Genomic DNA, 22,803 nt, shown 5'->3' on the forward strand with positions numbered 1-22,803 from the left:
CTTCACTCTTCGATGACGTGAGTATTCAGCATTTTGGCGAGCAGGCTGGCCAAACGGTTACGCATCTCGCGGCGATCTATGATGAGATCGATGGCGCCCTTCTCCAGCAGAAACTCGGAGCGCTGGAAGCCTTCTGGCAGCTTCTCGCGCACTGTCTGCTCGATGACGCGCGGGCCGGCAAAGCCGATCAGCGCCTTGGGCTCGCCCACATTGATATCACCCAGCATGGCCAGACTGGCAGAGACACCACCCATGGTGGGGTCGGTCAGCACAGAGATATAGGGCAGGCCCGCCTTGGTGAGTCGGTCCAGCGCAGCACTGGTCTTGGCCATCTGCATCAGGGAGAAAAGCGCTTCCTGCATGCGAGCACCGCCTGACGCGGAGAAGCAGACCAGACCGCGACCTTCCTTGATGCACTCCTCGACGGCGCGTACGAAACGGGCACCGACCACGGAGGACATGGAGCCACCGATGAAGGAGAACTCGAATGAACAGGCGACGACCGGTACCCCCTTGAGGGTCCCCTTCATCACCACCAGCGCATCTTTCTCTCCCGTCGCTTTCTGAGCGGCGGACAAACGATCCTTGTAGCGCTTGGAATCCTTGAATTTCAAGATATCCTGCGGCTCCAGCTCGGCACCGACTTCGGTGCGGCCCTGCTCATCGAGAAAACTCTCGAGACGGGCACGGGCGCTGATGCGCATATGATGATCACACTTGGGGCACACTTCGAGGTTGCGCTCCAACTCTGCCCGGTAGAGCACCTGTTCGCAAGCACTGCACTTGGTCCACACCCCTTCCGGAATGTTGTGACGACGAGGTGTAGTTATCTTGCTCTTGGGAAGGATCTTCTCAAGCCAGCTCATGGAATTCCTTAATGCTTTTGTGCCTGACAAAACGCATCGAGCCTAGATTGTTCAATGACTTAATAGCTCGATGGCAATAAATGACGGATCATTAAACCACAAATTTTCGGGGCCAGTTACTAAAAACTGGTCGTACCCGGTGCCGAGTCCGGCAGCCAGAGCGGGCCGAGCGGCAGCTGTGGCAACGCCAGTTCCGCCGGGTAATCCACGTCGACCAGATAGAGTCCACCGGCCTTGGCGGTCGGCCCGGCCTGGTTGCGATCCTTGGCGGCCAGCAGCTCGGCAATCCACTCCACCGGCTTTAACCCCTGCCCCACCAGCAGCAGGGAGCCTGTGATGTTGCGCACCATATGGTGCAAGAAGGCGTTGGCACGGATATCCAGCACTATATAAGGCCCCTGACGGCTGACGCACAGGTGCGTCACATTGCGCCACGGTGTCTTGGACTGACACCCTATGGCCCGAAACGAGGTGAAGTCCTGCTCCCCCAGCAGGCATTGACCCGCCTGGTGCATCAACCCTGCATCTATGGTCTCGTGATAATGACTGACACCGCTGCCGAGGATGGCAGGGCGGTAGTTGTGGTTGTAGATGACATAACGGTAGCGACGGGCGGTGGCGCTGAAACGGGCGTGGAACGTCTCGTCCACCTCCTTGACCCAACGCACGGCGATATCCGGCGGCAGGTTGGAGTTGAGCCCCAGGGTCCAGGCCGATTCGCTGCGGATGGCGTGGGTATCGAAATGGATCACCTGACCGGTGGCATGCACACCTGCATCGGTGCGACCTGCGCACTGAATGGAAACCGGGTGGTTGGCGATCCGGCTGAGGGCTTTCTCCAGCTCAGCCTGCACGCTGATCACTTCTCGCTGACGCTGCCAGCCGAAATACCGGCTGCCGTCATATTCAATACCTAGGGCGATTCGCATGGGTAACACTTGTCTTATGGTGAAAAGAGGCGATGAAAGAAACGGGGCGGATTATACGCGCTCGGGGTGAAAAGTCCCAAAAACCGCAAGCCCGCCCGCACAGTCACCAATTGAGAAGGGCAGCCCGCAGGCTGCCCTTCTCAAGGTCCTAACACCAGAGAGGTGTTTATCCCAGGCGCTTGAGCAACTTCTCCGCCTCGGCACGCTGGTGATCGCTTCCCTGCTCTGCCGCCTCTTGCAGCAGTTCGCGAGCACTGTCTTTGTCGTCGATCTCGAGGTAGGCCCGGGCCAGATCCAGCTTGGCACCCACACCGCCGTCGTCGGCATCCACGTCAAAGCCGGTGGACTCCGGCAGCACCTCGGGGAAACCGTCCAATCCCACATCCAGCGAGAAGCCCTGATAGGGTTCCTGCTCCGTGGTGGTGGCATCGGCTTCGGCGAGCAGCTTGTCTATCTCGACATAACCACTCTCGTTGGCCTGTTCACGGGGCTCAACATCGCCCTCATGGGATTCCACCTCGGCGAAAGCATCCTCAAAATCGGAGAGTGCCAGCTCGTTGGGATCCAACGCAAGATCCGGTTCCACCGCCTCGGTCGGCGCCAGGCCCAGCTCCGCCAGCATCTCGTCGGCGCTGGTATCGGCGGCGCTCTGTTTCGCACTTTCCTGGTCAGCTTCAGCCTCGGCAAAGGCGCTCTCAAAGTCGCTCAAATCAAAAGCGGCAAGTTCTTCGTCACTGATGGGGGCGTCGGTATCCGGCTGGCCATCATCGTTGGCATCCAGATCCAGATCGGCGGTCAGGTCGGCATCCAGCTCGGCAAACAGCGCCGCCTGCAGTTCCTCTTCACTCATGACCTCATTGCCAGCCTTGGCGGGCGGGTTGAACTCGTTGGCGAGATCAAGATCCGGCTCAACATCGAGTGCAATGGCTTCATCGTCGGCCAGATCCAGGTCTGGCACCAGATCCGGATCACGACCGGCCGCTTTGGGCGCAGGTTCCGCCTCAAAACCGGCCAGCTCCATCTCGCCGTCATCGCTGAACACTATGTCAGCAGGGGCCGCCGGCTCTTCCACCGCCATGTAACCATCCGGGGTGTTGAGATCCGGCATGGGGCGAACCGGCTCATCATCGGTGATATCGGCGCTGAACAGATCATCAAACTCGCTGTGTTCCTGATCCATCACCATGGAGGTCGATTCGGAGAGGCTCTTCTCCTGCTCTTCCAGCTCGCGGCGGGCACGGGCACGCAGCCAGAGCGTCACCAGCGCCAACACCAGCAACACAGGCAGCAGTATGATCATGGCGAGGTTGAGCGGTGAGGAGAGCAAATCCATCAGCCAGTGCTGCTTGGGTTCAGGCGTCGCCGCGACCGGCGGAACAGGTTTGGTCTTGAGCTCGGCAATTTCTTTTTGCAGCGCTGTCTGCTCCAGCAACTGGGCCTTGAGGGTTTCCACCTCTTCGGTCAGGGATTGCAACCGCAGCTTGAGCCTGTGGTTCATCTCAGTGACCTGACCGAGCTGGGCATTGGCATCTTCCAGCGCCAGTGCCATTTCGGTAGAGGGCTGGCCGACCGGCTTGCCAAGATCAGCCGGCAGCGGTGCAGGGGCGCTGGTAGCGGGTGCCTGGCTTGGTACCGGCTCGGCAACCTTGGCAATCTCTTTCACTTCGGTTGCAGGTTGAGGCGCAGCCACCTTGGGGGCCGGCGCAGGAATGGGCACCGCTTTGGGTACGGGTGCCTTGGCGGGCGTGGCAGCAACCTTGGGCGCGGCCGGTTTGGCTGGCTGAGTTTGCTTGCTGGCCAGATATTTCGGGCTCAGCCCTTTCCAGCTGGCGTTGTCGCTATTGAAACGCTGGCGGGCCTGGGCATCGGTGATGACACTCGCTTCCGCGGCGGTAGGCAGCAGAATGCGGGATCCCACCAGTATGTGGTTGATGTTGCCATCGGCGAAGCTGCGGGGGTTTTTCTCGTAAATCGCCACCATGGTCTGGTAGACGCTGACGCGATTGGAGGGGCGATGTTTGCTCGCCAGGCTCCAGAGGGTATCAGTAGGACGGACAGGGCCATAACTGCCGGCATTGCTTGCGACCTGCCGCACAATCGGCTGGGCAGTGGGACGGCTGGGCTGGGACGTGGCGCGGGGAGCGGCGACAGGTTGTGCCAGCGGCTGGGAATTGACGGCAGGCGGAGCCGGTTCATCCGGGCCTTTGAGCTCAACAAAAAAAGGCTCCCGCGCCGGGTCTTCAGCCTGAGCGGTGCCCAGCAGACCCAATGCGAGTAGCATTGCCAATGTTATGCGGGAATGTCCCATATTCGTTCCTTCGTATGACGGCCCTATCACATTGAAAAATCTGGATAGTTACCCCAAAACAGTCGGTTCAATATAAATCAGGCTCAGGTTGCAAGCCAGCAGTCCGACACATTTAGCACCCAACTTGTTCCTGAGTGTAGGAAAAAACTTAATCAGTTGATATCACGAAAAATTCTCGGGGCCATAGAGTGCGGCCCCGGTCACATCCACACCGCACGCGGGTGGCAAGGGACAGGCCCGATGGAACTTGTCCTCCACCGGGCCGGCAGCTCCGCAGATCAGAGGTAATCGCGCACCAGCAGTTCGGCAATCTGCACACTGTTGGTCGCGGCGCCCTTACGAACGTTATCGGCCACGATCCACATATTGATACCGCTGGGGTGAGAAATATCCTGACGGACACGGCCAACCAGCACCTCATCCTTGCCGGTGGCGTCACGCACCGGGGTCGGATAGTCCGTTTCGTCATCAAACAGGGTAACGCCCGGGGCGTTGCGCAGCAGCTCCTTGACCTGATCCGCATCGAGCGGTTGATGCAGCTCGACGTGCACCGCTTCGGCATGACCATAGAAGACGGGCACCCGCACGCAGGTGGGGTTCACGGCTATGCTGGCATCCCCCAGGATCTTCTGGGTTTCCCACACCATCTTCATCTCTTCACGGGTGTAGCCGTTGTCGGTGAAGCTGTCGATCTGCGGAATGAGATTGAAGGCGATCTGCTGCGGGTAGAGGGTCGGCTCCACCGGACGACCGTTGAGCAGCTGCGCGGTCTGGCCGGCCAGCTCGCTTACCCCTTCCTTGCCAGAGCCGGAGACGGACTGGTAGGTCGCCACGTTGATGCGGGCGATCCCGACCTCGTCGTGCAAGGGCTTGAGCGCAACCAGCATCTGGATGGTGGAGCAGTTCGGGTTGGCGATGATGTTGCGATTGCGAAAATCCGCCAACGCGCCCGGATTGACTTCCGGGATCACCAAGGGGATATCTTCGTCGTAACGGAAGCAGGAGGTGTTGTCGATGACGATGCAGCCGTGCTCGGCGGCGATCGGCGCCCATTTGGCAGAAACCTCGGCACCGGCGGAGAAGAGCGCAATCTGCACCTGACTCCAGTCAAACTCTTCCACATCCTTGATTTCAAGATTCTTGCCACAAAAGCGCACCGTATCACCGGCGCTGCGGCTGGATGCCAGCGGATAGAGGGTACCGACCGGGAAGGCGCGCTCCTCCAGAATTTCAATCATGGCCTGACCCACGGCGCCGCTGGCGCCCAATACCGCTACGTTGAATTGCTGACTCACTGATGTTCTCTCCTGTGGTATTGCAAATAGTGCCGGCAACGCACGCTGGCATCACCGTTGGCAGGCGAACCTGCCTGATAGAGGGCTCGGCATGACACCAAGCCAGAGACGGGCGAGGCTGGCGTCGAAGCCGCTTACCCCAGCCGTTTGGATCTGTTGAATCTGGTTTAGCCGGGTTGGACGGTGAAACCGAGCCGGGCCAGGGTATCGCTGGCGAAGGGGCCATTGACGTGCAAAGAGGATAGCTCGCGCCGCTCCGGATAGTGCTTGCGCTGTTCATCGAAACTGCCGGGCAGCTCAATCCGGTTGCGAAAACGGGCATCGTCGCGGCGCACATCATAAATAAGGTGCACCAGCTGTTTGATAAGTGCCTGATCCGCCGGTTGACCCGGAGTCAGTGCGCGCACCTCGGGGGCTGGCAGCAAGGATTGCAGATCCTGGCGCGCCGCACGGCCCGACTGCTGACAAAGCGCCTGATAGAGCATCCAGGTGCCGCGCGCCTTGCCCTCCAGGCTGTAGCCTGCGATGTGAGGGGTCGCTATCTCGGTATGGGGCACCAGGGCACGCAGGGGCTCTGGCTCCCCTTCCCACACATCCATCACCAGCCGCAGGGGCTCAAGCCCTTGCTGGCGAGCGAGCAGCGCCTGGTTGTCCCACACCTCGCCACGGGAGGCGTTGACGAGGATCTGCCCGGCAGGGCGCGCGGCGATCACCTGCTCATCCAGCAGGTGGAAAGTAGCATCCGGCCCCTCGCGGGTGATGGGCACGTGGAAACTGACGATGTCGGCACCGAGTGCCGTCTGGTAGTCGACAAACGCCCCCGCCTGCGCGGCGGCCCGGGCGCGCGGCGGATCGCAGCGCAGCACCCGCATGCCGAGGGCCTCGGCCTTGATCGCCACGCATTCACCGGTATTGCCCGCCCCTATGACAGCGAGGCTCATCTCGCGCAAGTTGAGCTCATGACGCTCGGCCAGCACCAGCAGGGCAGAGAGCACATAATCGCCGACCGAATACTTGTTGCAGCCGGGCGCGCTGAAGAAGGGGATGTTGCGCGCCGCCAGCAGCGCCTTGTCTACGTGGTCCGTGCCTATGGTGGCGGTGCCGACGAACCCGAGCCGCGGGCTGGTGGCGAGGAGCGCGGCATCGACCCGGGTCACGGAGCGCACCAGCAGCACGTCGGCATCTTGCAGATCCGCCGCCTGCATCTGCCGTCCTGGCAAGGGGATCACCTCGCCAAATTCGGCAAACAGCTCAAGGGCGTGGGGCATATTTTCATCAACGACGATCTTCATCGGGCTCTCTCACTTCGCAACCGGCCACAGGCGCGCCATTCTAGCCCAAACCAGCAGAACTTTCAGATGCTTATTCGCCCATGACCTTTCACCACAATCACTCCGTCCGGCCTGCCCAAACCGACCAGATGTTCAGATGCCTGTTCGCCGACCCCCTTTCACCACCATCGCACCACAGTGCCTGGGCAAACCGCCAAGATGTGCAGATGCTGATGACCCCACGCCCATATTGCCATGTCGGCCCGGGTCACACTCATTTGTAAGCCCATGTTACAGCCAGACCAGCGCGACTTGACCGACCCGCCGAGGCTGGCACAATGACGCCTCTTTTTTCCTGCCCGTTTAACGCGCACCTGTTACGAGCCTTGTTATGCCGACTCATGCCTCTTCGTTGCCGCGCCGTCAGGTGCTTGGTTTCAGCGCCGCCCTGATCCTGCCGCTGCTGTTGCTGGCCTGCCTGCCCTGGCAACCCTTTATGAGCAACGCCCTGCAATCGGGCTGGTTGTGGTGGCCCTACGCCCTCACCCGCATGGTGGATGTGCCCGGCATTGCCATCAGCATTGCCGCCCTCTTGCTGCTGACCCGACACAAGCTGACACTGAGCCTGCCCGCCATGCTGGCACTGGTCTGCGCCCTGTTTGCCATGCTCGCTGGCGACTGGGCCATCAAAAGCATCATCAAGCACCTGACCCAGGAGCCGCGCCCTTATTTGCTCTGGCTGGAGGGCCAGAGTCTGATCCCCGCCATCCAGCAGTTCTACTCAGGCAGTGTCGAGGTACGCAGCGAACAGGTGCATGCGGCGAGCCTCTTGCTGGCCCTGCCCGAATGGCTCACGGACCACTGGCAGGCAGAAGTGAACTACGCCTTTCCCTCCGGCCACAGTATCGCCGCAATGAGTCTCGCCCAGTTCTTCGGCCTGATCTGGCTGGCCCGCGCCCCTTCAGGGGTCTGGCTGCTGCCACTGTGGGCACTGGGCATAGGCCTGTCGCGCATGCTGATCGGCATGCACTGGCCGCTGGACGTGCTGGCGAGCGCCCTGCTCGGCAGCCTGACCGCCCTGTTTGCCGCCCGCTGGTGGCTGCGCCGCTACTGACGTCTGTGACCATGCCAACAAAAACGGGCACCTTCTGGTGCCCGTTTTTTTTGGTGCGATAACGTCACATACCGATAGCCATGCTCAGTTGCTGGCACTCTGCCCCTGCCAACCCTCGGGATACTTGTAACCCACGAAGCGCTTGGCGGCATAGGCCTTGAACTCGGGGGAGTTGTAAGCAGCCGCCACATCCTTGGAGAATGGCTGATCGGCATCGGCACTTTTCACTACCACCCAGTTGATGAAGTTGTAGCTGCGCTCGAGGAACAGACCCTCGCTGAACGCAATGCCGCTGGAGGCGGCGAAGTTGCCGTTGATGACGGAGAAGTCCACGTCCTCCCGCGAACGCGGCAGTTGCGCAGCTTCCAGCTGGATCAGCTTGATATTGTGCGGATTTTTCGCCACATCAAACTCGCTTGCCTTGAGCGGGTTGATCCCCTCCTTGAGGGTGAGCCAACCCAGATCCTGCAGCATCAGCAGAGCACGCGCCTGATTGGTCGGGTCGTTGGGGATGGCGACCGTGCTCCCCTCTTTCAACGCCTTCAGCTCGCCCAGCTTGCCGGCGTAGAGACCCATGGGGCCGGTCGGCACCTGGGTGATGGGAGCCAGTGACAGGCCCCTGTCTTTTGAAAAACTCTCCAGATAGGGTTTGTGCTGGAAGCAGTTCACATCGAGCGAGCCATCGGCCAGCGCAATATTGGGGGTCACGTAATCGGTGAACTCCACCAGTTTGACCTTGTAGCCCTTGGCCTCCAGCTGCGGCTTGATGGAGTCGGTCACCATGTCGGCAAAGTCCCCCACTGTCGTGCCAATCACTATCTCTTTTTTGACCGGATCGGCGGCAAGAACGGAAAACGGCAGGCTGCTGGCCAGCAGTGCCAGCGCTGAGAGGGTAAAAAAGGAACGACGCTGCATAAGGGACTCCCTGTCAAAATAATCATCAAAAGGTGGCAGGATGACGGCGACGACCACAATGGGCTTCTCGCCATAACCATCTAGCCATCCAAACGGCTAATGCATGCAACCATAACAGAGCGTCTTCCCGTCGCCAAGCAACAAAACAGGGCAAGCTTAACCAGGCAACAGCCAAGCCCACACTTCATGCCTTGCTAGCCTTGATGCAGAAAATCTTTGACAAACCACACAGTATTGCTTTTGCCCCCTCCCCGAACCGGCCTCAACTGGCTTATTGTGATCATCAGTCGGGTCTGGGTGGCCAGAGCCCTTTGTCAGGCTCACCTTGCTGAAGAAGGCGCTCACTGGCAGCGTCATTCAGGGGCGGTAGCGTCTATCTTGGCAACAGAGCCCTGATAGCTCGCATAGCAGGAGATAGTCTTATTCAATCAGTCGAGGAGTGGCCGTGATCGATCACGTTGAAATCAAGACAGTGCATTTTGACGACTGCAAGCGCTTCTACCAAACCGTACTCCATCCACTGCATGTGGAACTCAAGTGGGCAGATGACGCTGCTGCCGGTTTTGGCCTGTTCGGCCGTGACAAGGTGAGCTTTTTGATCGAAAGGGGCGAGCGACATACACACTGCCATCTTGCCTTCAGCGCCACGACTCAGGCACAAGTCGATGCTTTTCACCTGGCGGGTATCCAAGCAGGCTTTCGCTGCAACGGACAACCCGGCCTTCGTGCTCACTATGCTCCTGATTATTACGCCGCATTCTTGCTTGATCCTGATGGGAACAATGTAGAGGCAGTGGCATATATTTAATGATGATACATGTCGATGTTGAGCAGTCCTAAATGCCTGAACAAGAAACTAACGTTACAAACAGGGACAAGGAATATGTCAAAAGCGATTCAAGGATTCGAATATTCAATTAAAGATGCTGAAGAGCTGCTAGCTCATTTTGATAGTATTAACGCCAACCCACCACCACCCAGCAGTGAAGTTTTAAAAAGAGCCGGACTGGTAATGGCGCTCACCGCTTGGGAAACTTATGTGGAAGATAGATTGGTTGAGGAAATGCATAAAAAACTAGCCATAGTGCAGGGTAGTTACCTGGGGGACTTCATCCTGAAGAAATTGCATACAGATTTAAAATCCTTTCATAATCCAAGCTCAGATAAAACGAAAAAATATTCATGGATTATCTTGGCTTTGATGTGACCGAGGGGTGGCGCTGGCCGAACTACGAACCAGAGAAAGCCCGCTCAACACTCAATCAATGGATTAAAAAACGCGGTGATGCAGCACATCGTTCAAAGCCAATCAGCACTGGCGTACCGGCTCCTCATCTTATAAAGCGTGATGAACTAGAAAAAGTGATCAGATTTATCAGAGATCTGGTCAAGTCTACCGACTGTTATATCAATGAAAAGATTGATCTGCACCACACAACTGTTTTTGAACGTCATAACCAGCTTTCAACTTGATTGAGGAATATACGAATGGAATGGTTGGTTGCAATAATTATTTTTGCCATGATAGGTATTTTTTTTTGGAAAGCCATCATCTTGCAGTATGTGTGGACAGTCTATAAAGAAGACATATTATAAATGGACAATCGATGGAAAGAAGCAAACGCTTTGTCCAAAATGCAACTCTCAGATGGAGAGAAAAGTTAGCAAGGAGGCATTTAACCGTCGCTTTGGTTGATGTAACACGCTGATTATTCTCTGGCTAACAGGTCGAGATTGAGTACTTCAACCGGCGTTCTAGAATTTTTCTGGCTGCTACTGAATTTACAATTTGAATTACTTTATTTTTGACTGATGCTGGCATTGCCGGTAGTTTTATAAACCTCATCGACAGGGGGCCGTGACTCATATTTTATACGCCACCATGTCAATAGCGAACAACATGGAAGGAACGCTAAATCACGAGCAGGGAGCAAGACCACACCCTATTCAAGGAGTATTCATGAGCCCCAAACAACAGCTGATCGCCAAAGGTATCTTTATCGCTTCGACACTTTTTTCTTTGGCCCTGGTAGCGTTTGTTGCATGGTCGGTCGTCACGGTCAGCCCGCTGCACCCGGCCGGATCAGCCCCGTCACAGGGGGTCAGCATCGGCCTCGCACTGGCCATTGGGTTGTTTGTCATGGCATTCAACTATGTAGCTTATCGCGGGCTCACAGAGCCGGTGAAGGGCTTCAAGGTTGTCTTCTGGTGCTTTATTGCGCTGCATCTGTTCGCCTTGCCGATCGGTACCGCCATCGCGTTGACCCTCATCTATCTGTGGAACCAGTCCCGTTCAACAGTTATCCGTCCACTGGGCGCCATACACTGATCTGACCCAAGGAGCCATCATGCTGACCGCCTCTACCACAGGCCTGCTGGTCGTCGATATTCAGGGCAAGCTGGCACGGCTCGTCGAGGAGAGCCCCGCCCTGATTGCCAATAGCGCACGGCTGGTACAAGGGGCCCAGGCGCTGGGCTTGCCGGTTGTCTGGCTGGAACAGAATCCGGACAAGCTGGGGCCAACGGTGCCCGAGTTGCTGCCGCTGCAGAGCGGTGCCCCCGTGCTGACCAAATTCAGCTTCGGCGCGCTGGGGGAGCCGGCAGTGGCAGCCGCCCTCGCCCGGACCGGCAGACGTCACTGGCTGGTGTGCGGCATAGAGGCTCATATCTGCGTCTACCAGACTGTGCTGGGGCTGCTCGGCAGCGGCGCCGATGTCTCCCTGGTGGTGGATGCAGTGTCGTCCCGTAGCGCCGCCAACCGCGACTTGGCCATCGCTCAGCTGGCCACTCGTGGCGCGCGGCTCACCTCGGTGGAAATGTGCCTCTATGAACTGATAGGGGATTGCCGTCATCCGGCGTTTCGCCCGCTCCTGGCCTTGATCAAATAACGGCTGACCACTCTCGGTCAGCACCTCACAAAAACGCGGCGCCACTGGCGCCGTTTTTATTGCCGCCTGGAGATGAGCCATATCCGATCAGGGCCAACTCAAAGCGGCAGCCTCGGCACAGCCGCAGCCAGGGTGAATTATGAGTTAATAACACGTTGATCTATAAAGGCAAACATCAACAGCCGCCAACTGAGAAAAGTTCTCAATACAGCACATAAAGGGATTCGCCGGAACCCCCATATGGTTTGAAACAGATTTGTAATGGGATTTTTTTGAGCCTTATCCCAGAACTGAAATGAGCGCTTTTTGGCTCTGTTTTTCCCGTGTATAGATGCCAGTCGCACCCAGGACGGTGCGATATAAGATGGAGTTTATCAATGAGAAAAACATCGTTGGCGTTGGCAATCTCGGCCCTGCTCTCGGCCCTGCCTATCGCTTCAGTTCAGGCTAATGAGAATTGCACCCCACTCACCGGCAAAGAGGCCGGACTCGATACCGGCCGCAGCAGCGCAGTCCGTTGTCTGCCCGGCATCAATCCCCTGCAGGACCAGCAGTGGCACCTGCTCAACAGCGGCCAGAATGCCTTCAGCCCTCGCGGCGGCGTGGCGGGCAATGATCTCAACCTCTGGTGGGCACACCGCACCGAGGTACTGGGTCAGGGCATCAATGTGGCCGTGGTGGACGATGGCCTGGCCATAGCGCACCCGGATCTGGCCGACAATGTGCGCCCGGGTTCACGTAACGTAGTGACCGGCAGCGACGATCCGACTCCGACCGATCCCGACAGTGCCCACGGCACTTCGGTATCCGGCATCATAGCCGCGGTGGACAACAGCATAGGCACCTTGGGGGTCGCCCCTCGCGCCCAGTTGCAGGGCTTCAACCTGCTCGATGACAACAGCCAGCAGCTGCAAAAAGATTGGCTCTACGCCCTTGGCGGCAACGCCGTCACTGCGGACAACCGGGTCTTCAACCAGAGTTACGGCATGAGCATGGTCGATCCAGAAGGGGCCAACGGGCTGGAGCAGGTGCAGCTCGATCGCCTGTTCGAACAGCGGACCCAGCAGGCGCAGGGGGCGGCCTATATCAAGGCGGCGGGCAACGGCTTCAGCCGGATTGCCTCCGGCAACTATGTACTCAACCGCACCGGCAACCTGCCCAAGCTGCCGTTCGAGAACAGCAATATAGATCCCTCCAACAGCAACTTCTGGAACCTGGTGGTGAGTGCCATCAACGCGGACGGGGTACGTTCTTCCTACTCCAGCGTCGGCAGCAACGTCTTCCTGAGCGCCCCCGGCGGGGAATACGGCACGGATGCGCCCGCCATGGTGACCACGGATCTGCCCGGCTGCGACATGGGTTACAACCGGGTGGACGATCCCAGCACCAACCGGCTGCACAACAACCCGCAACTTGATGCCAGCTGCGACTACAACGGCGTGATGAACGGCACCTCCTCGGCGACCCCGAACACCACAGGCGCCATGGCGCTGCTGATGTCCGCCTATCCGGACTTGTCGGTGCGGGATCTGCGCGACCTGCTGGCCCGCAACGCCACCCGGCTCGACGCCAATCAGGGGCCTGTGCAGATAAGCTACACGGCCGGCAACGGTCAGCGCCGCCAGGTGACGGGTCTGGAGGGGTGGGAGCGCAACGCGGCCGGCCTCTGGTACAGCCCGACCTATGGTTTCGGCCTGGTGGATGTGAACAAGACCCTGGCCAGCGCTGCCAGCCACGAACCGCTGCCACCACTGGTGCAGTTGCCCTGGCAAAAGGTAACGATACGGGATCGCGCCGTCGGCGCCATCCCGGATGTGGGCAGCAGCCCGACCCGCTCCAGCACTGTGGTCGATCAGTCATTGACGGTCGAGGCCGTGCAGGTGATGGTGAGCCTGGATCACCAGCGGCTGCCCGACTTGCTGATCGAACTGGTCTCGCCATCCGGCACCCGCAGCGTGTTGCTCAACCCCAACAACAGCCTGGTGGGACAATCCCTCGACCGGCAGCAGCTGGGCTATGTGCGCACCAAGGGGCTGCGTGACATGCGCATGCTCTCCCACAAGTTCTACGGCGAACCGGCTCAGGGCGAGTGGCGCCTGGAGGTGACCGACGTGGCCAATGGCACCCGCAAGGTCTCGCTGCTCGATCGCAGAACCAACACCCGCAGCACCCTGACCGAACGTAACAACAGCCAGCCGGGTCAACTGCTCGACTGGTCCCTGCGGGTACTCGGTCACGACGCAGCCCGTTCCTGATCACAGAGGAGTCATAACATGAAACACAGCTTACTCAGCCTTGCCCTGGCAAGCCTGCTGGCCTCGGTCTGCGTGCACGCAACAGCCGACGAATCGGTGGTGATCGATGGCAAGCAGTACAACACCGTAGAGGTGAATGGAAAGACCTACCTGACGCCGGATAACGGCAGCAAGAAACGGGTCGCCCGCAGTCTGGATGGCAAGGTGCCACAACAGACCTTGCGCAGCGGCGACGTCCTGCTGCAAGGGGTCGCCAGCCCTGAACTGACCGTCAGCGGCACCCTGCTGGTGGAGGCCGATGACCATCAGGCCAAGGCGCTGGCGGGCCGCCACGGCCTGCAGTTCAAGCAGAGCAGCGGCGGCATCGCCCTGCTGGAGGCCAAGCCCGGCACGGATCTGAATGCCATCGCCACCCAGCTCAAGCAGCAAGGGGTCAGGGTGCAGATCGAACTGGCCGGTGCACTGAAACAACCAAAGTGAGCAAGCCCTTGCGCTGACAAACGCGAGGTATCTTGCACACGCCGAGGGGGCCGCTGGCCCCCTCTCTTCTGCCCGAGCGCCTGTGCCCTACACCATGCGCCCTGCACCTCGCGGCAAATCGCGACCCAAGCCGGACAGCCCTGTTGCCGCCATCCTCAATGGTGGGCCATCCAGCCTCCCCTTTCCCCTCCCTGCCACCCAGCCTGTGATGCGACTCCTGTCACAACTTGGCACCCTTGCTCCCAACTGCACATTTCTCGCTCCGCCAAGGCAAGGCGCAGCCAGCCCGACTTGCTAACCTGCCTGCGGCTCCGGCCATGGCTGCACCCTTGCACATGCACCCTGGCCCACCCTGAGCCGTCATCGATATCCATGGGAACCCGCCATCAGAGCGGCCGCCCGGCCCGATCACTTGCCGGTGTCGATATCGCACTTTCCTTTTTATTCAGACAGTTACGAGGAAGTCTTCATGCCTATCACGACAAAAATGAAAGCGGTTTCACTCGGTGTCAGCCTGGCCCTAGCCGGGCTGCTGGTTGGCTGCAACCAGAACGACTCGGACCCCTTGGTAAAAGACGATGCCTATTACCGCGGCCAGGCCGAAGCCATGGTGGCCAAGCTCACCCTGGACGAGAAGCTGAGCCTGCTCTCCGGCCCAGGTTATGGCAGCGCCAACGGCGCCATCAACCTCAAGCAGGATGTCGCCGGGGTGGCGGGCTACATCAACGGAGTGGCGCGCAGTGCCGACGGTATCGACATTCCGGCTCTGAAACTGGCCGATGGCCCGGCAGGCCTGCGGATCAGCGCCAATCGCGACGGCGACAGCGCCACCTATTACGCCACCGCCTGGCCCATCGGCTCCCTGCTCGCCTCCAGCTGGGACGTCAACCTGGTCAAATCCGTCGGGGAAGCCATGGGGGACGAGGTGCGCCAGTACGGGGTCGACATCCTGCTGGCACCCGGCATGAACATCCAGCGCAACCCGCTCAATGGCCGCAACTTCGAGTACTACTCGGAAGACCCGCTGCTGACCGGCAAGATAGGCGCCGCCATGGTCAACGGGGTGGAAAGCAACGGAGTCGGCACCACCATCAAGCACTACTTTGGCAACAACTCGGAGACCAACCGCAACCAGATCAACGACATCGGCGAGCCGAGAACCTTCCGTGAAATTTACCTGCGCGGCTTCCAGATCGCGGTGGAGGAAGCCCAGCCCTGGGCCGTGATGACCTCCTACAACAAGTTCAACGGCACTTATGTCAACGAGCGCAAGGATGCCATAACCGATGTGCTGCGCGGTGAGTGGCAATTCGACGGCCTGGTGATGTCAGACTGGTTCGCAGGCGACGTGGCCAACAACGCCTACAAGCAGGTGCTGGCAGGGCAGGATTTGATTGAACCTGGCAACGTCAAGGAGCAGTTGCAGCAATCCATCGAGCAGGGCGATCTCAACGAGGCCAAAGTGACCGAGGCCGCCATCCATATCCTGACCCAGGCGATGAAGAGCCCCTCCTACAATCAGCTGGCCGTCAGCAACAGCCCGGATCTGGCCGCCCATGCCAAACTGGCTCGCCAGGCCGGTGCCGAAAGCATGGTGCTGCTGCGCAACGAAGCCGCCGCCCTGCCCATCGCCGTGACCAGCAAGGTGGCCAGCTTTGGCATCAACCAGATCAACACCTACAAGGGTGGCACCGGCAGCGGGGACGTGAACGCCGCCAGCACCACCACCATAGCCCGGGGGCTGGCCAGCCGTTTCCCGGTCAACGACACGCTGCAAACTTACTACGGCGATTTTTATGAGGCCAACAAGGTCTATCACGAGGGGCAATTCGGCGCCAAAGGCTACTACACCTGCGATGAGGCCACCGTCAGCCCCGAACTCGCCAGTTTGATCACTACGGCTGCCGGTGAGCAGGAGGTCGCCGTCATCAGCATAGGCCGTCAGGCCGGTGAAGGGGCGGATCGCACCGACAGCAAGGGCGACTACCTGCTCGGCGATGACGAGACCGCCCTTATTGATGCGGTGAGCACCGCCTTCCACGCCCAGGGCAAAAAGGTGGTGGTGGTGCTCAACGTCAACGGCGTCATCGACACAGCCCAGTGGGGCCACAAGGTGGACGCCATACTGCTGGCCTACATGGCGGGTCAGGAAACCGGCCATGCGGTGGCCGACGTGCTGTCGGGGGCGGTCAACCCCAGTGGCAAGCTGGCCCAGAGTTTCCCGTTAAGCTACGCCAGCGTGCCCTCCGCCGGCACCTTCCCGGGTGAGGATACCGACGGTGACGGCGAGCCGGACGATCTCTACTACAACGAGGGGATCTATGTGGGCTACCGCTACTACAGCACCTTCGACAAGGCGGTTTCCTACCTGTTCGGCTTTGGCCTCTCCTACACCAGCTTCGGCTACACCAGCCCCGCGATCGCCAGCAATACCCTGGCCGATGGCGCGGCCGGCAGCCTGGTGCTGACGGCAACCATCACCAACACGGGCGCAGTGGCAGGCAAGGAGGCGGCCCAGCTCTATGTCACCGCCCCCGAGATCAAACTGCAAAAACCGACCATAGAGCTCAAGGCCTTTGCCAAGACCAAGCAGCTGGCACCGGGCGCCGCCGAGCAGCTGAGCTTCACCATTCCGGCCAGCATACTCGCCAGCTTCGATGAGGCCAGCAACCAGTGGATAGTGGAGCCGGGCAGTTACAGCGCCTACATCAGCCCCTCTTCGGATGTCTCCGCCACCACGCCAGTCACCTTCACGGTGAGCAAGGAGATAGTGGTGAGCAGCACGACCCCGGGCACCCTGGCCCTGCCGGAAGGCGTGGACCCTGCCACAGTGACCACTGTCACCAAATAAGCCGGCGACAGTGACAGCATAAAATGATGGGAGCGGCGTGCTAACGTGCGCTCCCATTTTCTGTACCGGGAAAGCTTGACGAGACCAGCGCCGTTATTATTGGCGAGTATTTCGGTAAGCCAGCGGCGTCATATTGGTATTGGCCTTGAAGAAACGATTGAAGGCACTCTGGGAGGAAAAACCCATCAGGTCGCTGATATTTTGCAGTGGCTGGTCCCCATCCCCCAATAAACGGCACGCCTCCATCATCTTGACCTGTTTCAAAATAGCCGAGAAGCTGCTGCCCTCCCCCTGCAATTTCCGGTTCAGGGTCCAGCGGCTGATATTCATGGCCGAGCAGACATCCTTGAGTAAATTGTCATCGCACTCCATGACACCGCTGCGAATGTTATAGCGGATCATGTCAGCCACCAGATTGGCAAAGGGCACCCGCTCATCAATGTCGAGGCAGATATGCTCAAGCTGGCTTGTCTGCAAACGGCAAAGGGGCCCGTTATAGCTATCGGCTCGGCTATCCAGCAGGGCATTGCTTATGGTCAGGGTGTTGCCAGACTGATCCCAGCGACAGTGGGTTCCAAAGAAGTGATCCATCTGACGGTGAGAGCCCAGCGGCGTGCCAATGAGGCCCACCGACACCGTCAGGTTTGGCACATAGACCCGCAAAATCCGGTAGAGGATGACGAAATTGGGGATGGCCTGGCTGGCGCCCAGGGCGGCAGGCCCTTGATTGATATATTCATATTGGGTGTGAGACGCCCCCTCCCTCACCTGAAAATCGTCGCAGTTGCCGATGACGGTGCGATAGGCCAGCAGGGCTTTGATGGCGGCGCGAGGGGACGGCTGGTTCAGGCATAGACTGATGAGCGCCGGATAGTGCTGGTAGAGCTCGGCGATATCGTAAGACAGTATGCCCTCGTGAAAGCCATTCAGATGCCGCTGCATCAGGCTCAGCATGCGGTAATGGCTGTGGGCCTGGATCCGGCCATGCTCACGGTGGATATCGAATGGCGTCAGACCGGCAGCCATCAGGATGGCATCCGTATCTCCCCCTTGCTGCTGACAGGCTGCCAGCATTCTTCTGATCACTTGATTTGATACGCTCTGTGACATTTGCCTGCCCTGGCCACATTAATAACAAGAAACATATTTATTGATGCATCGAGTACAAGTGGAACCTATATTTTCAACCTGACCCGACATGACGTGAATATGGTGATCCGCCAGTCTGTCCATGACATGGCAGGGTTATTATGGCGTGGTAAGGGAATGAACCTATGTAACGGAGTGTAAGATCAGGATCTGGCGCGCTTATTTTGGCAGAGAAGTAAAAATATGGCGTAAAAATAATACCGAGCAGTCATTAAAAGATAAAAACGGCGCCCTTTCAGGGCGCCGTTTTTATTATCGCAGTTGTTAATCAACACAGACTCAGCGAGCCTTGTGTTGCTCCGCCAGATAGAGCCAGGTATCGACCACTGTATCCGGGTTGAGAGACACAGAGTCTATACCCTGCTCGACCAGCCAGGCGGCAAAGTCAGGATGATCCGAGGGGCCCTGACCGCAGATGCCGACATACTTGCCCGCCTTGCGCGCAGCCTGGATGGCCATCGACAGCAACGCCTTGACCGCCTCGTTGCGTTCGTCGAACAGGTGGGCGATGAGGCCCGAATCCCTGTCCAGTCCGAGCGTAAGCTGGGTCATGTCGTTGGAGCCGATGGAGAAGCCATCCACGTGCTGCAGGAACTGATCCGCCAGCAGGGCGTTGGAGGGGATCTCGCACATCATGATCACCTTGAGCCCCCGCTCGCCACGGCGCAGCCCGTTCTCGGCCAGGATGTCGATCACCTGGGCGGCCTCACCCACTGTGCGCACGAAGGGGATCATCACCTCAACGTTGGTCAACCCCATGACGTCGCGCACCCGCTTGATGGCTTCACACTCCAGCGCAAAGCAGGGACGGAAACTGTCGGCGATGTAACGTGCCGCGCCACGGAACCCTATCATGGGGTTCTCTTCGTGAGGCTCATAGTCACGGCCGCCGACCAGGTTGGCGTACTCGTTGGACTTGAAGTCCGACATCCGCACTATGACCCGCTCCGGCCAGAAGGCCGCACCCAGGGTGGCGATCCCCTCGGTCAGCTTGGCGACATAGTATTCCCTCGGGTTGTCGTAGCCTGCGATCATCTTGCGGATGGTGGCCTGAAGTTCCGGGCTCTGCTGGTCGAATTCCAGCAAGGCCTTGGGATGCACACCAATCATGCGATTGATGATGAACTCGAGCCGCGCCAGACCCACACCGGCATTGGGCAGCTGGGCGAAATCAAACGCCCGGTCCGGATTGCCGACGTTCATCATGATCTTGATGGGCAAGGGTGGCATGTTGCCCACTTCGGTCACAGCCACATCGAAATCGAGCTCGCCGTCATAGATTAAGCCGGTATCCCCTTCCGCGCAGGAGACAGTGATGAGCTGACCCGGGGCAATATGATCGGTGGCGTTGCCGCAACCCACTACGGCCGGAATACCCAGCTCCCGGGCTATGATGGCGGCGTGACAGGTACGCCCGCCACGGTTGGTGACGATGGCGGAGGCCCGCTTCATGATGGGCTCCCAGTCCGGATCCGTCATGTCGGTGACCAGCACATCGCCGGACTGCACCTCGTCCATCTGGCTGATGGAGGAGATAACCCGCGCCGGGCCCGCACCAATCTTGTGGCCGATGGCACGCCCTTCGATCAGCACCTTGCCCGCCTGTTTAAGGGCAAAACGTTCGAGTGTGTTGGCCTCCTGGCGGCTGCGCACCGTCTCGGGACGCGCCTGCACTATGTAGAGCTGGCCATCCTGTCCATCCTTGGCCCACTCGATATCCATGGGGCGACCATAGTGCTGCTCTATGATGAGGGCCTGCTTGGCCAGCTCCATCACCTCGGCATCCGTGATACAGAAGCTGTTGCGCTCGGTCTCGCTGGTGTCGACGATCTTCACCTGACGGCCATGACCGGCATCGTCCGAGTAGGTCATCTTGATGAGCTTGGAGCCGAGGGTCTTGCGCACCACGGCACGGCGCCCGCCCCTGAGGGTTGGCTTGTGCACATAAAACTCATCCGGGTTGACTGCACCCTGCACCACCATCTCGCCCAGGCCCTGAGCGCCTGTAATAAAGACCACGTCATTAAAACCGGATTCGGTATCCAGGGTGAACATGACGCCGGAGGCGGCGAGATCCGAGCGCACCATGCGCTGCACCCCGGCCGAAAGCGCCACGCCCTTGTGGTCATAACCCTGGTGCACCCGATAGGAGATGGCGCGGTCGTTGAACAGTGAAGCAAACACATGCTTGACGGCAATCATGACGGCATCGATGCCGCGTACGTTGAGGAAGGTCTCCTGCTGACCGGCAAAGGAAGCGTCCGGCATATCCTCGGCGGTGGCGGAGGAGCGCACCGCGAAAGAGGCATCCAGACCCGCACTCAGCTTGTCGTAGGCAGCGCAGATGGCTTGTTCCAGTGCAGGCTGGAACGGGGCTTCGATCACCCAGTCGCGGATCTGCTGACCGGCCTGGTTGAGGGCGCCTATGTCGTCCACATCCAGGGTATCGAGCAGATCATGGATCTTGCCGTTGAGGCCGCTTGACTCCAGAAACTCGTTAAACGCAAAGGCCGTGGTCGCAAAGCCACCCGGCACGGATACACCGGCACCAGAGAGGTTGCTGATCATCTCGCCAAGGGATGCGTTCTTGCCGCCAACTCGTTCTACATCTTGCATTCCGAGTTGTTCGTACCAGAGTACGTACTGTTGCACTTGCATGTCTCCAGGTTGGTGGGCTCGGGTGCCATGGCACCTTCTGCGCCAAATTAGGTGCGTGAGTTATATGCGTTATTGTCCGTTTCTACTGTTGCCAACGACCATGAAAACGTTTTCTACTTATTGTCAAAAAAATCCCCGAGCAAGATTTGGGGATGGTCGAATGACACAGACATTCTACAATGCCAACACAAAAAGGTAACGACTCAGGTTTGCAAGCCACTTCACAACTTGGGAACAGCAGACCGGTTGACAAAATAGATATGGTTTCGAGAGATACTGACTGCTCGCAACCTCGCCAACCCGTATCACAGGAGCGCATCGTGCACACCGTATTCTATGTTTCCGACGGCACTGCCATCACGGCCGAAGTATTCGGTCACGCCGTGTTGAGCCAGTTTCCACTGGTGTTCGAACAAGTCACCATCCCCTTCGTAGAGACCCTGGAGAAAGCCAGGCAAGTGCGGGCGCGTATCGACGAGCAGTTCCGCCAGACCGGGCTGCGCCCCATACTGTTTCACACCATAGTCGACCCGCAGGTGCGAGAAGAGGTGCTCAAGGCCCAGGCGAGCGGCCACGACTTTCTCAACACCTTCGTCAGCCCGCTGGAACAGGAGCTGGGGGTCAAGGCCGAGCCGAGACTGCATCGCACCCACGGCATGGAGAACCGCAAGCTCTATGACGATCGCATCGAGGCGGTCAACTTCGCACTGGCCAACGACGACGGCATCACCACCAAGGAGTATGAAGAGGCGGACATCATCCTCATCGGGGTCTCCCGCTGTGGCAAGACGCCAACCAGCCTCTATCTGGCGTTGCAATTTGGCATTCGCGCCGCCAACTATCCCTTTATCGAACAGGACATGGGCACCCTGGTGCTGCCCACCGCCCTCAAGGCCAATCGCCACAAGCTGTTCGGCCTCACCATAACGCCCCAGCGGCTGCACGAGATCCGCAATCAGCGCCGCGCCAACAGCCGCTACTCTTCGCTGGAGCAGTGCGAGCAGGAGTTGGCAAGCGTGGAGCGGCTATTTCGCCAGGAGGCGATCCGCTTCCTCGACACCAGTTCTCACTCGGTGGAGGAGATAAGCGCGAAAATTCTGGAGGCTACCGGCATGCGCCGTCAGCTCTATTGAAAGGGGAAAATATCCTGGAGATCAACGCACTGCCGACTTCATCCCGGGTGGCAAGTTGACGGGACAGATAAGCAGAAATGAAAACGGAGCCCAATGCTGTAGCATATGGCTCCGTTTTTGTGGCACAGCTAGCGGGGACGAGAGCCAGTGCTGTTCAACTCCTTGTTGTTCATCAGCATGGCGTAAAAGTTGAGCACGCCATAGCGCCTGCGTACCCGTTCGGTCAACCAGAGCGCCGGCAGCAAACCAACAGCGCCAGCTGTCAGCAGTACAGCTCGAAAGTGCATCACCAGATAGTCATCACCCTGCACGGCCCAGACCAGCATGCATCCCGCCGCCATGGCAAGCAACAGGGGCGAGAGCCAGACCGTCAACCAGAGCGCGACGGCCAACAGGCTGCCAATAATACGTTGCATGAAGCCTGTCCTTTTCACGGAGGAGGCTTTATAAAACAGGAATCACCGAAAGAGTCAACTGAACAGCATTCGATTGTTCATAATGCAGCCAGCCACTCCTCTTTTTGTATTTGGAGTCCTGAAAAACCTGCTTGATGCTGAAAAAACCAACGAATGATAAGGAAAACAGGTGCGTTGACCGCTGATTATCACTATTCTGCTTCCGTTGGTAGCCGCTACAAAAAACAGCAAGCGACCTACCGTAACGAAATAAATACGGATTTCGTCACGTTTCA

At 58.8% G+C, this 22,803-nt stretch carries 19 protein-coding genes; 10 read left to right on the top strand and 9 right to left on the bottom strand.

All coding sequences use genetic code 11. The features are described 5' to 3' along the window. Window positions 1-2 precede the first annotated feature (2 nt). The 5 genes from accD to GWQ29_RS19535 form a co-directional block, all read right to left on the bottom strand. Window positions 3-866 carry an acetyl-CoA carboxylase, carboxyltransferase subunit beta gene (gene accD, locus GWQ29_RS19515; RefSeq protein ID WP_005310570.1) on the bottom strand — a complete coding sequence of 288 codons (864 nt, stop codon included), beginning with the start codon at window positions 864-866 and terminating at the stop codon, window positions 3-5. Window positions 867-985: 119 nt separating this feature from the next. Then, window positions 986-1,795, bottom strand: coding sequence for a tRNA pseudouridine(38-40) synthase TruA (gene truA, locus GWQ29_RS19520; RefSeq protein ID WP_234577135.1), 810 nt, complete (start codon window positions 1,793-1,795; stop codon window positions 986-988). 166 nt (window positions 1,796-1,961) lie between these two features. Further along, on the bottom strand, window positions 1,962-4,103 hold the full coding sequence (locus GWQ29_RS19525; RefSeq protein ID WP_275920125.1) for a FimV/HubP family polar landmark protein: 2,142 nt from the start codon (window positions 4,101-4,103) through the stop codon (window positions 1,962-1,964). A 278-nt stretch (window positions 4,104-4,381) separates the two neighbouring features. Next, complete coding sequence (locus tag GWQ29_RS19530; RefSeq protein ID WP_275908113.1) at window positions 4,382-5,398, bottom strand: aspartate-semialdehyde dehydrogenase; 1,017 nt, start codon at window positions 5,396-5,398, stop codon at window positions 4,382-4,384. 167 nt (window positions 5,399-5,565) lie between these two features. After that, window positions 5,566-6,690, bottom strand: a complete 1,125-nt coding sequence (locus GWQ29_RS19535; protein ID WP_275920126.1) for a 4-phosphoerythronate dehydrogenase — start codon at window positions 6,688-6,690, stop codon at window positions 5,566-5,568. A gap of 370 nt (window positions 6,691-7,060) precedes the next feature. Between GWQ29_RS19535 and GWQ29_RS19540 the strand changes: the two genes are divergently transcribed. Next, window positions 7,061-7,783 carry a phosphatase PAP2 family protein gene (locus GWQ29_RS19540; protein WP_111587669.1) on the top strand — a complete coding sequence of 241 codons (723 nt, stop codon included), beginning with the start codon at window positions 7,061-7,063 and terminating at the stop codon, window positions 7,781-7,783. Between the two features lie 84 nt (window positions 7,784-7,867). Here the strand turns inward: GWQ29_RS19540 and GWQ29_RS19545 are convergent, their stop codons facing one another. Further along, complete coding sequence (locus tag GWQ29_RS19545; RefSeq protein ID WP_275920127.1) at window positions 7,868-8,698, bottom strand: MetQ/NlpA family ABC transporter substrate-binding protein; 831 nt, start codon at window positions 8,696-8,698, stop codon at window positions 7,868-7,870. A 445-nt stretch (window positions 8,699-9,143) separates the two neighbouring features. Here GWQ29_RS19545 and GWQ29_RS19550 point away from each other — a divergent pair, with 445 nt between their 5' ends. The 8 genes from GWQ29_RS19550 to GWQ29_RS19585 all read left to right on the top strand — a co-directional run bounded on the left by GWQ29_RS19550 (window position 9,144) and on the right by GWQ29_RS19585 (window position 17,172). Beyond that, window positions 9,144-9,506: a VOC family protein gene (locus GWQ29_RS19550; protein WP_271774708.1), complete on the top strand. Its 363-nt coding sequence runs from the start codon at window positions 9,144-9,146 to the stop codon at window positions 9,504-9,506. Between the two features lie 75 nt (window positions 9,507-9,581). Next, window positions 9,582-9,905, top strand: coding sequence for a HEPN domain-containing protein (locus GWQ29_RS19555; protein WP_275920128.1), 324 nt, complete (start codon window positions 9,582-9,584; stop codon window positions 9,903-9,905). Next, window positions 9,881-10,171, top strand: coding sequence for a HEPN domain-containing protein (locus GWQ29_RS19560; RefSeq protein ID WP_275920129.1), 291 nt, complete (start codon window positions 9,881-9,883; stop codon window positions 10,169-10,171). Before GWQ29_RS19555 ends, GWQ29_RS19560 begins: the two co-directional genes overlap by 25 nt. A gap of 487 nt (window positions 10,172-10,658) precedes the next feature. Further along, a complete protein-coding gene (locus GWQ29_RS19565; RefSeq protein ID WP_275920130.1) occupies window positions 10,659-11,027 on the top strand; it encodes a hypothetical protein in 369 nt (122 codons plus the stop codon). A gap of 19 nt (window positions 11,028-11,046) precedes the next feature. Then, window positions 11,047-11,586 (top strand): hydrolase, encoded by a 540-nt coding sequence (locus GWQ29_RS19570; protein WP_275920131.1) that lies wholly within the window; start codon window positions 11,047-11,049, stop codon window positions 11,584-11,586. Window positions 11,587-11,963: 377 nt separating this feature from the next. Then, window positions 11,964-13,841 (top strand): S8 family serine peptidase, encoded by a 1,878-nt coding sequence (locus GWQ29_RS19575; protein WP_275920132.1) that lies wholly within the window; start codon window positions 11,964-11,966, stop codon window positions 13,839-13,841. An 18-nt stretch (window positions 13,842-13,859) separates the two neighbouring features. Beyond that, on the top strand, window positions 13,860-14,321 hold the full coding sequence (locus tag GWQ29_RS19580) for a hypothetical protein (RefSeq protein WP_234579764.1): 462 nt from the start codon (window positions 13,860-13,862) through the stop codon (window positions 14,319-14,321). Window positions 14,322-14,790: 469 nt separating this feature from the next. Continuing rightward, entirely contained in the window at window positions 14,791-17,172 is a 2,382-nt protein-coding gene (locus GWQ29_RS19585; RefSeq protein ID WP_275920133.1) for a glycoside hydrolase family 3 N-terminal domain-containing protein, read from the top strand. Between the two features lie 96 nt (window positions 17,173-17,268). On the opposite strand, the gene GWQ29_RS19590 is transcribed toward GWQ29_RS19585, so the two are convergent. Then, entirely contained in the window at window positions 17,269-18,246 is a 978-nt protein-coding gene (locus GWQ29_RS19590) for an AraC family transcriptional regulator (RefSeq protein ID WP_265462798.1), read from the bottom strand. 354 nt (window positions 18,247-18,600) lie between these two features. Next, window positions 18,601-20,979: a phosphoenolpyruvate synthase gene (gene ppsA, locus GWQ29_RS19595; RefSeq protein ID WP_275920134.1), complete on the bottom strand. Its 2,379-nt coding sequence runs from the start codon at window positions 20,977-20,979 to the stop codon at window positions 18,601-18,603. A gap of 320 nt (window positions 20,980-21,299) precedes the next feature. Here ppsA and GWQ29_RS19600 point away from each other — a divergent pair, with 320 nt between their 5' ends. Next, window positions 21,300-22,112, top strand: coding sequence for a pyruvate, water dikinase regulatory protein (locus GWQ29_RS19600; RefSeq protein WP_219593709.1), 813 nt, complete (start codon window positions 21,300-21,302; stop codon window positions 22,110-22,112). A 128-nt stretch (window positions 22,113-22,240) separates the two neighbouring features. Here GWQ29_RS19600 and GWQ29_RS19605 read toward each other — a convergent pair whose 3' ends face one another. Further along, the gene (locus tag GWQ29_RS19605) at window positions 22,241-22,528 is read right to left on the bottom strand and encodes a hypothetical protein (RefSeq protein WP_275920135.1); all 288 of its coding nucleotides are present in this window, start codon (window positions 22,526-22,528) and stop codon (window positions 22,241-22,243) included. Window positions 22,529-22,803 lie beyond the last annotated feature (275 nt).

The organism is Aeromonas sp. 2HA2 (assembly GCF_029237345.1).
Classification (GTDB): domain Bacteria; phylum Pseudomonadota; class Gammaproteobacteria; order Enterobacterales; family Aeromonadaceae; genus Aeromonas; species Aeromonas salmonicida.